General features: G+C 55.5%; 12 protein-coding genes and 1 tRNA gene. 8 read left to right on the top strand and 5 right to left on the bottom strand.

Going from position 1 to position 14,535, the window contains the following annotated elements:
* The first annotated feature begins 127 nt into the window (after positions 1-127).
* On the top strand, positions 128-1,372 hold the full coding sequence (locus Z948_RS0105800; RefSeq protein WP_156026494.1) for a hypothetical protein: 1,245 nt from the start codon (positions 128-130) through the stop codon (positions 1,370-1,372).
* Here Z948_RS0105800 and Z948_RS19025 read toward each other — a convergent pair.
* Entirely contained in the window at positions 1,369-1,662 is a 294-nt protein-coding gene (locus tag Z948_RS19025) for a hypothetical protein (RefSeq protein WP_025058625.1), read from the bottom strand. The two genes, Z948_RS0105800 and Z948_RS19025, sit on opposite strands and share 4 nt — an antisense overlap.
* Before the next feature lie 32 nt (positions 1,663-1,694).
* On the opposite strand from Z948_RS19025, the gene Z948_RS0105790 reads away from it, so the two are divergent.
* Genes Z948_RS0105790 through Z948_RS0105780 form a run of 3 tightly spaced genes read left to right on the top strand, consistent with a single transcriptional unit; the run spans position 1,695 to position 4,301 of the window.
* The gene (locus Z948_RS0105790) at positions 1,695-2,702 is read left to right on the top strand and encodes an ABC transporter substrate-binding protein (protein WP_162171772.1); all 1,008 of its coding nucleotides are present in this window, start codon (positions 1,695-1,697) and stop codon (positions 2,700-2,702) included.
* 49 nt (positions 2,703-2,751) lie between these two features.
* Positions 2,752-3,543 carry an ABC transporter ATP-binding protein gene (locus Z948_RS0105785; protein WP_025058623.1) on the top strand — a complete coding sequence of 264 codons (792 nt, stop codon included), beginning with the start codon at positions 2,752-2,754 and terminating at the stop codon, positions 3,541-3,543.
* Positions 3,543-4,301 (top strand): ABC transporter permease, encoded by a 759-nt coding sequence (locus Z948_RS0105780; protein WP_025058622.1) that lies wholly within the window; start codon positions 3,543-3,545, stop codon positions 4,299-4,301. The genes Z948_RS0105785 and Z948_RS0105780 overlap by 1 nt, the downstream gene beginning before the upstream one ends.
* A gap of 73 nt (positions 4,302-4,374) precedes the next feature.
* Here the strand turns inward: Z948_RS0105780 and Z948_RS0105775 are convergent.
* From Z948_RS0105775 to Z948_RS0105760, 4 genes are all read right to left on the bottom strand, one after another.
* Positions 4,375-4,449: transfer RNA gene (locus tag Z948_RS0105775), tRNA-Gln, on the bottom strand.
* Positions 4,450-4,524: 75 nt separating this feature from the next.
* Positions 4,525-5,847, bottom strand: coding sequence for a mechanosensitive ion channel domain-containing protein (locus Z948_RS0105770; protein WP_025058621.1), 1,323 nt, complete (start codon positions 5,845-5,847; stop codon positions 4,525-4,527).
* 75 nt (positions 5,848-5,922) lie between these two features.
* On the bottom strand, positions 5,923-6,912 hold the full coding sequence (locus Z948_RS0105765) for an NADPH:quinone reductase (protein WP_025058620.1): 990 nt from the start codon (positions 6,910-6,912) through the stop codon (positions 5,923-5,925).
* A 64-nt stretch (positions 6,913-6,976) separates the two neighbouring features.
* Positions 6,977-7,510: an SH3 domain-containing protein gene (locus tag Z948_RS0105760; RefSeq protein ID WP_025058619.1), complete on the bottom strand. Its 534-nt coding sequence runs from the start codon at positions 7,508-7,510 to the stop codon at positions 6,977-6,979.
* A gap of 128 nt (positions 7,511-7,638) precedes the next feature.
* On the opposite strand from Z948_RS0105760, the gene Z948_RS0105755 reads away from it, so the two are divergent.
* The 4 genes from Z948_RS0105755 to Z948_RS0105740 all read left to right on the top strand — a co-directional run bounded on the left by Z948_RS0105755 (position 7,639) and on the right by Z948_RS0105740 (position 14,476).
* Positions 7,639-8,625 (top strand): 2-hydroxyacid dehydrogenase, encoded by a 987-nt coding sequence (locus Z948_RS0105755; protein WP_025058618.1) that lies wholly within the window; start codon positions 7,639-7,641, stop codon positions 8,623-8,625.
* 36 nt (positions 8,626-8,661) lie between these two features.
* Positions 8,662-10,443 (top strand): gamma-glutamyltransferase, encoded by a 1,782-nt coding sequence (gene ggt, locus Z948_RS0105750; protein WP_025058617.1) that lies wholly within the window; start codon positions 8,662-8,664, stop codon positions 10,441-10,443.
* A 3-nt stretch (positions 10,444-10,446) separates the two neighbouring features.
* On the top strand, positions 10,447-11,847 hold the full coding sequence (locus Z948_RS0105745) for an FAD-binding oxidoreductase (protein ID WP_025058616.1): 1,401 nt from the start codon (positions 10,447-10,449) through the stop codon (positions 11,845-11,847).
* A gap of 136 nt (positions 11,848-11,983) precedes the next feature.
* Positions 11,984-14,476, top strand: coding sequence for a GcvT family protein (locus tag Z948_RS0105740; protein ID WP_025058615.1), 2,493 nt, complete (start codon positions 11,984-11,986; stop codon positions 14,474-14,476).
* The last annotated feature ends 59 nt before the right edge of the window (positions 14,477-14,535 follow it).

Here is a 14,535-nt window from a genome sequence, read left to right as displayed (position 1 = left end):
ACTGGAGGCGGTTTAGAGGGGCAGCGTCATGCCAGATATCTAATTTGGATCAAATTCCAGCCCTATAACAGCCGCTTTCACGGGGGATCATTGCGTCCAGCAGAAAGGGTAGATGATGGTTGATAACGTGATCTGGGCGGCCAAGCGCCTTTTGACTGGCGAACAGGTGAGCCAGTCAAAAGAACGCAAATTCGCGGAATTCAAGGCGCGGTGCGCCCGTCTTGACGCAGTGCACGCGCGTGCATCCGCAGCATGGGAGGCATATTTCAACGCGGGTGGGATGGACAACGCTGACCCGATCGCAAGGTCATATCACGCCTTCGTTCGCGAGATGATGGAGGAGCTATACAACGGCAGTCGCCATCCAGAATATGACCGCGCTATCCAGGCATTACATCCGTTACAAGAAAAAGTCTCGAGCTTGCGCGTCGCCGCCGGTTTGCCCGAACGCGAGCCGCAGGACACGTCAAGTGAGCCGCAAGCATCTCCTGAACTGGCTGCCGCTCGCAAGGTTCTTGCAAAAGCAAAGGCTGAGGCAACGCGCGCGTCGAGGTTGGTCAAGCCCGATGTCACGACCAAGGATCTGAAATCTCCAACCTATTTGACCAAATGCTTATATGGCTGGGCTGCGCATGTGCTGCCCGAGGCGGAGTTTGAAGATTTTTTTCTGGATATCTGGGAAAGGCATCCCCCGTCGTCGAGCCAAGTCAAGGACGCCCAGCTGGCATTCAATAAGGCGCGGGTGCTTCGCGATTTCCCGCGCCTCGCAGGGGCACTGGACCGCTGGCCCGACCTTCCCTTTTCCTACACAAAACCCACAGACGAACAGCTGCTGCACGCCCAGTGGAAAAACGCCGAGCCGATCGTTCGGGACAGTGATCCGATCGAAAAGATCGAAGCGGCGTTCGCGGGTTTTTCAGCCGACGATTTACATGAGGTGTCACATGGACAAGACATCTATTCCGCGCCCTTCATGCTGGCCATCGCGCGGCATCCGCTTTGTGATTGGGCATCGGCATTGGAAATCCTGCACAGCTTTTGTGCCAGTGGTTATCAGGATTATTGGATCGACAGAAAGCCTGAGGCAGATTTCGGTAAGCACGACCGCATGATGTTTGAAGCGTTCGAGATCATATCGCAGCGCGCAAACGGGATCGGGTTCCGCAGTCGTTCGTTCCAAACCAATTATCATTTCGGGCCGCTTACAGCCCAAGGCAAACTGGATCCAAATCATCCGCAGAACTGGCTAAAATGGGCGATCCCCGAGCACAAACTGATCCGCCCCAAAGGGGCTTCTCATAAACCAAGTATCCTTCTTGATGGGGCGCAGTTACGTCCAACCTTTGAGGCCTGGAGAGCAAAGCCGCACTAACCATAGGATTGGTTGCCTTGTGAGGTTAGCGGCCCCGTCTTGGCATCCAATAGCTGGCCCCATGTTTTCACGCTTGCAGTAAAGGGCAGCAAAAAGGATGTGCCAGCTTTTTCGCCCAGAAGGGTAGGCTGAGCTGAGCTTTGCCAACGTTTAGGAGGAGGTTTTGGGAATCGTCTAAAAATTAGACTTATGCACAAAAAATACTCAGCGAGAGTGTTTTCTTGCTCGTCTTTCTCTTTTGAGGGTAGCCTTATTTGGAACTGGCCAACGCCTTTGTACAGGTTGTTCATGAAGCCAATATATCGAATTATAAGGACAAATGATGAGATTTGATAAAGCAATGATTGCGGCTTTTGCCGTCGCACTCGCCAGCCCCGCAGCGGCTGAGACAAAAATGCCGTTTGCGCTTGATTGGAAATTTGAAGGACCTTCAGCGCCTTATTTTCATGCATTGGATGCGGGCTACTTCGCTGATGCCGACCTGACAGTGACAATTAGCGAAGGTGCCGGTTCATTGGACGCTATTCCAAAGGTGGCAACTGGCGCGTTTCCGATTGGCTTTGCCGATATCAATTCCTTGATGCGTTTCCTTGATCAAAACCCTGACGCACCTGTCACCGCTGTCATGATGGTTTATGATAAACCGCCTTTTGCTGTCGTTGGTCGCCCGTCTTTGGGTGTGAGCGAACCATCAGACCTCGAAGGTAAAGTACTGGGCGCGCCTCCCCCTGACGGTGCTTGGGCGCAGTTCCCGATCTTTGCCGCTGAAACCGGTATTGATGTCGAGAAGATCACAGTCGAGCCTGTTGGCTTTCCGACGCGAGAGCCCATGTTGGCCGAAGGCAACGTCGCCGCAATCACAGGTTTCTCTTTCTCTTCGACCCTAAACCTCAAACGTTTGGGCATTGAGGAAGATGATATTTCAGTGCTGTTGATGGCCGATTATGGCGTCGATCTTTATGGCAACGCGATCATCGTGAATACCGATTTTGCAGAGGCGAACCCACAGGCAGTTACATCGTTTCTTGGGGCGGTTGCGATGGGGTGGAAAGATGCGATTGCGGCACCTGACGCGGCGATCAAGGCGTTGATGGGCCGTAACCCAGCAGCTGACGCCGCGCTTGAAACCGAGCGTCTTCAAATGGCCATCGATGCAAACGTCTTGACGGAATACGTAATCGAAAAGGGCATGGGCGGCATCGACGCTGACCGTATGGCCAGCGCGATCGAACAAACCAAATCGGTTTATGAGTTCGTCAACGAGCCAGACCCAGCGCTGTATTTTGACCCAAGCTATCTGCCGACCGATGGCAGTTTGACGTTACAATAAAAACCAGCGGGGTCGCCGCATTGGTGGCCCCGTACCCAAAGGTATTCTCATCGAAAATCTCATTGAAATAAAAAATGCGCGGCACGCTTACCAGACGGCAAGTGGGCCTTTGCCTGTGCTTGACGGCCTTAATGTGGCTGTGCCTGCTGGCACCTTTGCCGCTGTCGTCGGGCCTTCTGGCTGTGGTAAATCCACGCTGACCAAATTGGTCGCTGGCCTCATGAAACCTGACGAAGGAGAGGTCTGGCTGCACGGCGAACGCGTGACAGCCCCGCGTAAAACGGTCGGCATGGCCTTCCAGAACCCCGTGCTGCTGGAATGGCGCAGCATTCTGGATAATGTCATCCTGCCACTGGAAATCGTTGCCCCAAAGATGGCCACCAAAGACCGGATAGACCGCGCCATGGAGCTGCTTGAAATGGTGGGGCTGGCAGGATTTGAAAACAAGCGTCCCTCTGAGTTATCCGGTGGTATGCGCCAACGGGCCTCTCTGTGTCGCTCGATTGTGCACAAGCCCGAGGTTCTGATCCTGGATGAGCCCTTCGGTGCGCTGGATGCCTTTACCCGTGAAGACCTGTGGCAAACCATGCGCGACCTACGTGCCGCCGAGCCGTTTACGGCCGTTCTCATCACCCACGATCTGCGCGAGAGTGTCTTTCTGGGCGATCAAGTGATCGTGCTGTCAGGCCGCCCCGCGCGCACGCAATACGTTATGGATGTCGACTTGCCAGCGGATCGCACGCTCGACGTGCTGTTCACGCCTGCTGCGGCCGATATGCTGCACATCCTGCGCGACCAAATCAAGATCGCCCAAGGCCGCGCCGAAGAAGGTGGCGTCTAATGCTGCAAAAGATTGCCACACCCGTTCTCGCTATCCTGATCTTTCTAGGTCTTTGGGAGCTGTTGGTCTGGGCTAATGGTTGGCCAAATTACAAAATGGCATCGCCGTCCGACCTCCCCCCAGCGTTTTGGAAATACAAAGAATTGTTCGTGGTCATGGGCTGGCAGACGCTGTGGCGTACGGTCGTCGGGCTGCTGTTGGCTGTTGTTGTTGGCACATTGATTGGCATGATAATCGGGTTTTCAAAACTTGCGCGCGACGCACTTTACCCGCTTTTGGTCGGGTTCAACGCGATCCCAAAAGCAACTTTGGTTCCTGTCATTTCTCTCATCTTTATTGGTCAGCACGATTTCAACACAATCATCATGGCCTTTATGATCTCGTTCTTTCCGATCGCGGTTTCCGTTGGCATCGGTCTGTCCACTTTGGAGCCGGAATACCGTGATATTCTTCGCGCATTAGGCGCATCTCGGTTTACGATTTTTCGAAAAATTGCTCTCCCCAAGACTTTACCTGAGTTTTTTGGCGCACTTAAGGTGTCTGCCACCTTGGCCTTTATCGGAACTAACCTTGTTGAGATCGTAAGCCCGCATGGGCGCGGTCTGGGTGCGTTGTTCAAATCGGGCGAGACAAACGGAGATTACCCGTTGATGTTCGCGGTTCTGATCGCTTTGGCAGTGCTTGGGATTTTTCTGTATTATGCAGTGATCTTGCTGGAACGAACATTCGCAGGTTGGGCTGATCAAGAAAGCCGCTGATGCAAATTCCCAAAGTCGCGTTCTGACCTGACATAAGGTGCGATTCACACGGGGCGGCAAATTATAAGAAAAGTGGCTGGGATGGTAGGATTCGAACCTACGGTACACTGTACCAAAAACAGTTGCCTTACCACTTGGCTACATCCCAACGTGGGCTGTTAGATAGGGCCGTAATGCGCGGGGCGCAAGTGGTTATCTGCTAGAAATGCACCGAATTTTGCAGTTATTCCTGATCGGCATTCTCGCGAAGCAGATCGCTATGCTCTTCTGCACGTTCCAAGGCGACGATTTCTTCGAGTTGCTTATCCTCCAGCGCATCCACATCTTGTGGGGGAGGTGGAGGGATGTCAGGACCTTCGTATTCAATTTTCTCTTTAATATCATCTACTTGATGTGTTTCGTTTCCTCCGGCATGCAAAAGCCGGTAGGTCGGAGCAGGGGCCGCGATGCCCGCTGTGTCGAACGTAGCCTGTACCAATCGGATGGCCTCTGAGCGGGCCAGAACGATGCTTGTGTCATTCTGGTTGATCCATGCCGCGATGCCCATGGTGACCCAACTATCGCCAACTGATTCTATCCAGACCGAGGATTTCGGCGTTTTAAGCACAAAAGGAAGCCCCTCTAGCGTTGCGCGCGCCAGCGCTTGGCCATGGGCAAGGTCGGCTTCGGGTGCGAGGCTGAGTTGAAAGGTAAAGCGGCGTTCTTCGTTGCGGGAAAAGTTGACGATCCTGCTTTTGAATACTGTCGAATTCGGAATGCGGATGTGATTCCCGTCAAAGCTAAGAAGGATGGTCGCGCGCGAGGTCAGGCGGATGACCTTGCCTGTGTCGCCTTCGATCTCGACCGTATCATTGGGCCGAAAAGGTTGGCGGATCGAGAGCATGATTGAGGCGATAAAGTTTTCGACGGTATCGCGAACCGCAAAACCAATGGCGAGGCCCACGATGCCTGCTGCGCCCAGAATGCCCGATAGTAAAGCGGTTGCATTGACCACATCAAGGGCAACAACCAATCCACCGATCACAAAGCCAAGGCGCAGGACTTGGCGATAAATATCAGCGATGAACGCATTGGGTGCCAAACGGTTCCACGGCTGTTTCCGTCGCGCTATGGCAAAGCCGAGCCATACGATGACCACAAACAACGAAATAGCAATTCCCGCCAGCGGCAGAAACGCGATCAGCTGCTGGCCACGGGCCTTAAACCGTTCCACCGCTGGGTTCAGCCGTTGAACGACATCGGTGGTTTCCGTCACATCGTTTTCAATAGCAACGACACCTTGGACCCGACCGACCAGATCATTCAACCGCTGCGCGCTGGGGGTGTCCAACGTGCTGCCGCGCAGGGTTACGATGCCCGAACTCACGGTGACGGTGACATCATCAAACCCGTCTAGTTCGGCCAGTATATCGCGGATGCGATTGGCGATGGCGGCGTCTTGGGCCGCGTTGTCTTCGATGGTGATGGTGCCCGAAGGTTGGTCAGAAGTTTGGGCAACAACTGCAATTGGCAAAGCCAAACACAGCAATAAAGCAATGAGGCGCATGATAATTCTCTGCAAAAAATGTCTAACAATATCCGCAAAGACTATGTGCGAGAACAGGCTTTTGCAAACCTTCAGTTAGCTACAGTCCACCAGAATGGCTCCAGTGCGCGCACCTGCCAGAACGGCATCATGGGCCTTGGCGCATTCCTCCAGCGGATAGATCGTCGCGACAGGGCAGGTAAGCGCGCCGTCTTTCAGGGCCTTGTGTAGCCGCTCTATCCGTTCTTGGCGCTCAGCCAAGGGCAGCAGGTAGATCAAAATAATATCGATTGTTGCGGCTTTAAACAAAAGCGGGCCAAAGGGCAGGGTCGGAGCCATTTCAATCTGGGATCCATAAGCGGCGATTGTACCGTTCACTTTGATCACGTCGGCGTTCATCTGCACGTTTACGCCAAACTCGACCTCTAGAATGCGGTCAACAGGTTCGCCGCCGTTCGCTGCCAATATTTCCTCTGCCAAGCTGTTTGAGCGATAGTCGAGCACAGTATGCGCACCTGCGGCCTTAACCCGTTCTATATCTCTGTCACTGCAGGTAGCGATCACTTTTGCGCCCCCCCAAACAGCAAGCTGAACCGCGAGGTACCCAACCGTTCCACCGCCGCCAGACACCAGCAAGGTTTGGCCCGTGACATCACCAGCGCCAAACACAGCTTCGGCCGCTGTTAAGCCTGGGATGCCCAAAATGGCGCCTGTTTCAAGCGCCACATAGTCTGGCATCGCAACAGCCTGTTCCGCGGGAAGGGTGATATGGCTGGAAGCCGTCCCAAATGCGCGCATCCATTGCCCGTTCCACAACCAAACGCGTTGACCGATACGATCGCTGGAAACCCCTTCACCAACGGCTTCGATAATACCAGAGCCATCGCTATGCGGGATAACTTGAGGAAAGGCGGGCTTTAACACACCTGGTCGCGATCCAGCGCGGGCTTTGATATCCGAGGGGTTTACACCCGAAAAGGCAAGCCGCACCGTTACTTCGCCCTGCGCTGGCGCGGGTGTGTCAAATTCCTTTAGGTTAAGGACTTCGGCCGCTTTGCCGAAACGGTCATAACAGATGGATTTCATTTCGGGCGGTCCTTTGGAATTGATAGGGAAGCCCTAGCATGATCCAAAGGTCAGTGAGGTGCAATCAATCAAACACTTCTTGGCTGCGAACACCCCACAGGCGCGCTTTTGGTGCCCAGCCTTTGAAACCGCCTGAGCGCAGCAGGCACCACTCGCCTCCGCATTCGCTGACACGGGCCACAACACCCAGTTCTAGCGCGGCCATGACGGGTGCTGCTGGATCGGGGCGGGCGTGAAGGGTTAGCATGTCTTTTTCGACCAAAACGGTGCGCGTGCCGGATAAAAGCGAATAGTGAACCCAGCCCCCGATGCCGTCGCGGTCTTCGACACGGCGCCAATGGCCGTGCTCGGCCGTGATCCGCAGCGGCATATCGCGGCGTTTATAGACCCAATCAATGCGGTGCGTTAACGATGGGCCGCGACGCACGTTTCCCTCGGATGCCTTCATTGAGACATAACGCGGGATAGGGCGTTTCGTTACCTTACCCACAACACCCTCACCGCCTGCAAGGACAGGGGTGGCAAAGCTGGTGGTCAAAATCAGCGCACATGCGCCAAGGAGCCCCGCGCCTAATCTGCGCAATTTTTTTCTGTTCATGGTGTGCTGCCTGCACTGTATTTTAGTTTTTTAATCTTGCTCGGGCCGCGCGTGGTTCTTGTGCCTCGTCGCTGCTTGGGCCACCATGCATCCAAGCAGCGCATTGCGCCAAGTCCGGAGATTGAAAAATGGCAAAACAACGGCTGAGTGTTGTAGTCACGCGACGGTTGCCCGAGGTGGTTGAGGCGCGATTGGCCGAATTGTTCGACGTAAAATTGCGCGAATCTGATACGGCGATGACCCGTCAGGAACTGCAGCAGGCGGTCAAAGAATGTGATGTTCTGGTGCCCACGATCACGGACCAGATTGATAACGCTTTGATTTCCCAAGCAAGCGGTCGACTAAAGCTGATAGCGAACTATGGTGCTGGTGTTGACCACATTGATACCGAAACAGCACGCCAACAAGGGATCATGGTTTCAAACACCCCCGGTGTGGTGACCGAAGATACCGCCGATATGACCATGGCACTGCTGTTGGCGATGACGCGGCGCATGCCCGAAGGCATCGCCAAGATGCAGAACAGCGAATGGGAAGGGTGGTCACCTACAGCGTTATTGGGGGGGCGTATTTCGGGCCGTCGATTGGGGATTTTAGGTATGGGGCGCATCGGGCAGGCCGTTGCCCGCCGTGCCAACGCATTTGGAATGCAGGTCCATTACCACAATCGGCGCAGGCTGCGCGGTGAAACCGAAGAAGAGTTGAAGGCGACCTATTGGGAAAGTCTGGATCAAATGGTGGCGCGGATGGATGTGATATCAATCAACTGCCCTCATACGCCCTCGACCTTTCATCTCATGAATGCGAGGCGGCTCAAGCTTTTGAAGCCGGACGCTGTGATCGTAAACACCTCCCGTGGGGAAGTGATCGACGAAAATGCGCTGACGCGAATGCTGCGTGCAGGCGAGATAAAAGGCGCGGCGCTAGACGTTTACGAGCGGGGCGCAGAAATTAATCCCCGTTTGCGTGAATTGGATAACGTGGTGCTCTTGCCACATATGGGGTCGGCCACTGTCGAAGGGCGGATCGAGATGGGCGAGAAAGTGATTATTAACATCAAGACCTTTGATGATGGGCACAGGCCGCCTGATCAGGTCGTGCCGTCAATGCTTTAGCTGCTGACTGGCAAAATTGAAGGGGGGAGAAACGCAATGCGCATCTTTTTGATAGGGGTCGTTGCTGCGACCATAGCATGTGCAGCTGCTGCGCAGGATGTTGCGGATAGTGTCGCACCGGAAATTGCCAGCTCGGGCCGTTTTGAGAGCCTCTCACCCGCTGTTTCGGAATCCCTAGCTGCCAAGGCGGCGGGAAAACCGGTTGAGGCCGAAAACTGGATGGTTGCAGCGGCCAACCCGCATGCCGTTCGGGTCGGGGCCGAGGTATTGGCGGCAGGTGGAACGGCAGCGGACGCGTTGGTTGCCGTACAAGTGATGTTAGGGCTGGTTGAGCCGCAAAGCTCGGGGTTGGGCGGCGGTGCATTTCTGGTGTGGTATGATGCCGCGAGCGGTCAGCTCACTACTTTGGACGGCCGTGAAACGGCACCTCTCGCGGCGACGCCCAAGTTGTTTCTGGATGATGCAGGTGAACCCCTTAGGTTTTTCAACGCGGTTGTGGGCGGGCGGTCTGTCGGTACGCCGGGAACGCCAGCGTTGCTGGCAGAGGTGCACCAGCGCTATGGGACACAGGATTGGGCCAGCTTACTGGCACCAACGATCAACCTAGCCGAGGCAGGATTCGCCGTGAGCCCCCGTTTGGCTCAGCTGGTTGCAGCAGATGCGGAACGGCTGGCGGTTTCGAAAACAACTGCGGCCTATTTTCTGCCGAATGGTGTTCCCATTGCCCGTGGGGCGACCCTCACCAACCCTGATTATGCCCGAACATTGAAGCAGATGAGCAAGGAGGGCGTCAGCGCCTTCTATTCGGGCGAACTCGCGTCCGAGATCGTCGCCACCGTGCAAGGGGCCACTGGAAACCCCGGTGTCTTGTCCGAAGTCGATTTGGCGATCTATCGCGTAAAAGAACGCGCACCTGTTTGCGTAACATACCGCGCGCATGAGGTTTGCGGCATGGGGCCGCCATCATCAGGCGCAATTGCCGTGGGGCAGACATTGGGCATGTTGGAAGCCTATGATCTGAGTGCCGGACCAAACGATATCAACGTGCGCCGCCTGATCGGTGATGCATCGCGCCTCGCCTTTGCGGATCGCGGGCGCTATGTGGCGGATAGCGATTATGTGCCTGTCCCTGTGAAGGGCCTGTTGGATGCTGGCTATCTGGCCGAGCGCGGCCAACTACTATCAGGTGATGATGCTCTTCCTGAAGTGTCTGCAGGAAACCCCAGCTTTGATCACGCGTTAAATTGGGCTGATGATGAAGCGATCGAACTGCCCTCAACATCGCATATCTCGATTGTAGATACGGCGGGAAATGTCGCATCGATGACGACAACCATCGAAAATGGTTTTGGCAGCCGCCTGATGGTTGGAGGGTTTCTTTTGAACAATGAACTCACCGACTTTTCCTTTCGCAGTCAGCTGGGCGGCGTGCCCATCGCTAATCGGGTAGAGCCGGGAAAACGCCCGCGATCCTCTATGGCGCCGACGATTGTTCTAAAGGATGGCAAACCGGTTATCGCAGCGGGATCACCCGGAGGCAGTCGCATCATCGGCTATACGGCTCAGGCAATTATCGCGATGTTGGATTGGGGCTTTGACGCGCAGGCGGCGGCCTCTCTTCCCCACGCGATTAATCGCTTTGGCGCCTATGATCTGGAGGCTGGCACAGAGGCTGAAAAACTGGCTGAAGGTCTGGGGGAAATTGGGTATGACACCAAAGAACGGGCCCTTACGTCGGGGCTGCATTTGATTCAGATAGGAGAACGCCTGCAAGGCGGTGCAGATCCGCGCCGTGAAGGCATCGCGTTGGGGGAATAAGACATGGTTCAGGCAACTGCGCTGGAACGAAATGAAGATGGCATTAGCGCCGCGCTGGGCATTCTAAAGCAGCAATTTGGCGAACGCTTTAGTACGGGTGCTGCGATCCGCGAACAACATGCGCATACCACGACTTGGATCATCAACCAGCCGCCAGACGGGGTTGTTTTTGCTCATTCTGCCCAGGAAGTTTCTGACATCGTAAAAATCTGCGCTGCACATCAGGTGCCGATCATTCCCTTTGGTGCAGGGACGTCCCTAGAGGGGCACGTAAATGCGCCAGCTGGCGGGATCAGTATTGATCTTAGCCAAATGGATAAGGTGCTGGAGGTGAATGCAGGCGATCTGGACTGTCGCGTTCAGCCAGGTGTGACGCGGATGGCGTTGAATACCTATCTGCGCGATCAGGGGTTGTTCTTTCCTATTGATCCGGGCGCTGATGCAAGCATCGGCGGCATGACCGCAACCCGTGCCTCCGGCACCAACGCTGTGCGTTATGGCACCATGAAAGACAACGTGCTGAGCGTTCAGGCGGTTATGGCTAACGGCGAAATCATTCGCACCTCCAGCCGCGCCCGAAAATCCTCGGCTGGATATGATCTGACGCGATTGATGGTTGGATCCGAAGGCACGCTGGGCATCATCACCGAAGTCACCCTGCGCCTACAAGGTATCCCCGAAGCAACCTCGGCCGCGAGCTGTTCGTTTCCCAGTGTTGAGGCGGCCTGTGAAACAGTTATGGCCGTGATCCAATATGGTCTGCCCGTCGCACGGATCGAACTGCTCGACACTTTGGTCGTCAAAGCGGTCAACAGCTATTCAAAGCTAAGCCTGCCAGAAACCCCTTTGCTGTTGTTAGAGTTCCACGGCACGGACGCAGGTGTAACCGAGCAAACCGAAATTTTTGGGGCTTTGGCCGAAGACTTTGGCGGAACAGGTTACCAAGCAACAACATCAGCTGAAGAGCGCACAAAGCTATGGCAAGCGCGCCATGATGCCTACTGGGCCATGCTGGCGTTGCGGCAAGGGGCCAAAGCGGTTGCAACAGACGTTTGTGTGCCGATTTCAAAACTTGCCGAGGCCGTGGTTGCGGCCAATGAAAAGGCAGATGAACTGGGGCTCATTGCGCCTGTTGTTGGTCACGCGGGTGACGGGAATTTCCACGCCTCTGTCCTTGTCGATATGGATGATGCAGATGAGGTGGCGCGCGCAGAAAATTTTGTGAGCTGGCTCAATGAACGTGCAATCGCGCTGGGCGGCACCTGTACAGGTGAACATGGTATCGGGCAGGGCAAGCGCCCCTATCTTGAGAAAGAGCTGGGCGGCGCGGTGGATGTCATGGCCGCGATCAAAAAGGCACTTGATCCAGATGACATCCTGAACCCCGGTAAAATTCTCTCCTAGGCTGGCCCTAGTGGAATTCAGGGATTGAACTGCATCGGTTAGGTCGGTTTCCCGCCTTTTCCGGTCGCGCCTTGGCGTCGCTTTTTATATGTGGCAGCTAAAACGAGAGCGAGATTACGTAAAAGGGAATCGTGACATGAAAACGCAAGTCAAAGCATTGGTCGTCGGCGGTGGTGCGGTAGGGACATCCATTGCCTACCACTTGGCGCGCGCTGGCTGGGATGATGTTGTCCTGCTCGAACGGGACGAGCTGACCTCTGGCTCGACGTGGCATGCGGCGGGGTTGCTGCCCTATTTCAACATGTCTTACGCGACGACCCACATCCACGACTATTCTATCAAGTTCTACAAAACGCTTGAGGAAGAAACCGGCCTGAACGCGGGTTTCGCCGTTGTGGGCAACCTGCGGATGGCCCAAACAGACGAGCGTATGGAAGAATATATGCTCTATGCTTCCACGGCCGAAACATGTGGTGTGCCTTATGAATGGATGACACCGGATGAGATCAAAGCCAAATGGCCGCTGATCCGCACGGACGATCTAAAAGGCGCGATCTATCACCAGACGGACGGCTATATTAACCCCGCTGACGTGACCATGGCGATGGCCAAAGGCGCGCGCCAACGTGGCGTGGTGATTGAACGTAAATGGCAGGCCGACGCCTTCCATTGGAACGGCGAAGCATGGGAAGTCACCGTGACCAAAATGGTCGAAAAGGGCGGCAACCTTGTTCCTTCTGACGAACAGATCGTCATCACCGCCGAACACGTCGTGACGGCTTCGGGCAACCACGCGCAGCGCACGGCACAGATGCTGGGCATCAAAATGCCAGCAATCCCGGTCGAGCATACATTCATCGTGATGGACCAAGACCCCGAGCTGGTCAAATGGCGCGCCGAGGGCAACCCAGAGCACCCCGTTATTCGCGATGCCGATAATGAATCCTACGCCCGCGAAGAACGCGGCGGCTGGATTTTGGGTATTTATGAAAAAGATGCCCCTGCACGGTTTGAATACGGCGTGCCAGACAGCTTCCGCGCCGACCTGTTCCCGCTGGATCTAGACCGTATCGCCGAACAATATATGGCTATGACAGAACGTGTGCCCTCCTGCGCCGAGTCTGGTCTCAAGGATGATTTCAACGGCCCGATCTGCTACACGCCTGACGGCAACCCGCTGGTCGGCCCTGCACCGGGCCTGCGCAACATGTGGCTGGCCGAAGGTTTCTCTTTCGGGATCACCGCAGCAGGGGGCACGGGCTACTACCTTGCGCAAATGATGGTGAACGGCGAGGCCGAGATCGACATGGCATCGCTGGATCCCAAACGCTATGGCGACTGGATGACCACCGAATTTGCAGCGCGCAAAAACGAAGAAGCCTATGAGCACGTCTACATCACACACCACCCTGATGAAGAACGCCCTGCCTGTCGCCCACTGCGCACATCGCCTGCCTATGACCGCCAAGCCGCACGCGGCGCGCAATTTGGCTGGGTGAACGGTTGGGAACGGCCGAACTACTTTGCGCCAGAAGGGTTCAGCGACCACGACAGCCGCTCTTTCCGCCGTGGCGCATGGTGGCAATACGCGGTGGAGGAAGCAAAATCCATCCGCGAAGGCGTGGGCCTGATCGATGCGACAGCCTTCACCAAACATGTGGTCAAAGGACCCGGCGCCACTGCGTTTCTGGATTGGTTCACCTGTAACAAACTGCCCAGCGTGGGCCGTATCAACCTGACCTACGCGCTGAGCGGTGCGGGCACCACGCGCACGGAATATACCATCGTTCGCATTGCGCAGGATGAATATTACCTTGTCAGCGCAGGTGCTTGGACCGCTTATGACAGCGATTATCTGCGCAAGGCGATTGAAGATAAAGCCCCCGAATTCGGCTATATCGAATGCCATGATGTGACCACTCAATGGGGTGTTTTCGCCATCGCTGGTCCAAAGTCACGCGATGTTCTGAACGAGGTGATCAAAGACGCAAACCCAGACACGGCGCTGAGCAACAAACGCTTCCCGTGGCTGACCATGCGCAACATTGAACTGGGCATGGTGCCTGTGCGCGCCATTCGCGTGGCCTACACCGGAGAGCTAGGTTGGGAACTGCACCACCCGATTGAGATGCAAAACCATCTGTTTGATCTGCTGGAAAAAGCGGGCGAAAAGCACGGTATGAAGCTAGTCGGCGCGCGCGCGCAAAACTGGCTGCGTCAGGAGAAATCCTATCGCGCCTTCGGGACCGAACTGGGCCGCGATGCAACCCCGCTAGAGGCCGACCTGCCGCGTTTTGTGGACCTGAAAAAGGACTTCTACGGCAAACAGGCGATGGAAGCGCACGGCATCAAAGCCAAATGTGTGACGCTGTTAATCGATGGGCCTGATGATGCAGACCCATGGGGCCGCGAGGTCATCTACCATGGTGATACGCGCGTGGGGCGTCTGACCTCGGGGGGCTATTCTGTTGCCTTCGAGAAATCCATCGGCATGGGCTATGTTTCGCCAGAGGTGGCGGTCGTTGGCACAAAGCTGAAGGTCAAAATGTTTGACCAGCTCTGGGATGCCGAGATTGTCGAGGACAGCCCATATGATCCGAAAAACACAACCATCCGCGTGGATGGTTAAACAAAAATCCCCGCAGCGCTGGACGTTGCGGGGATTTTTTATGGTTGCTAGCGCAGCGC

Origin of the sequence: Sulfitobacter donghicola DSW-25 = KCTC 12864 = JCM 14565 (assembly GCF_000622405.1) — a bacterium.
GTDB lineage: Bacteria > Pseudomonadota > Alphaproteobacteria > Rhodobacterales > Rhodobacteraceae > Sulfitobacter > Sulfitobacter donghicola.
Note: the sequence above shows the minus strand (reverse complement) of the source record. Positions and strands in the feature narration are given on the sequence as shown.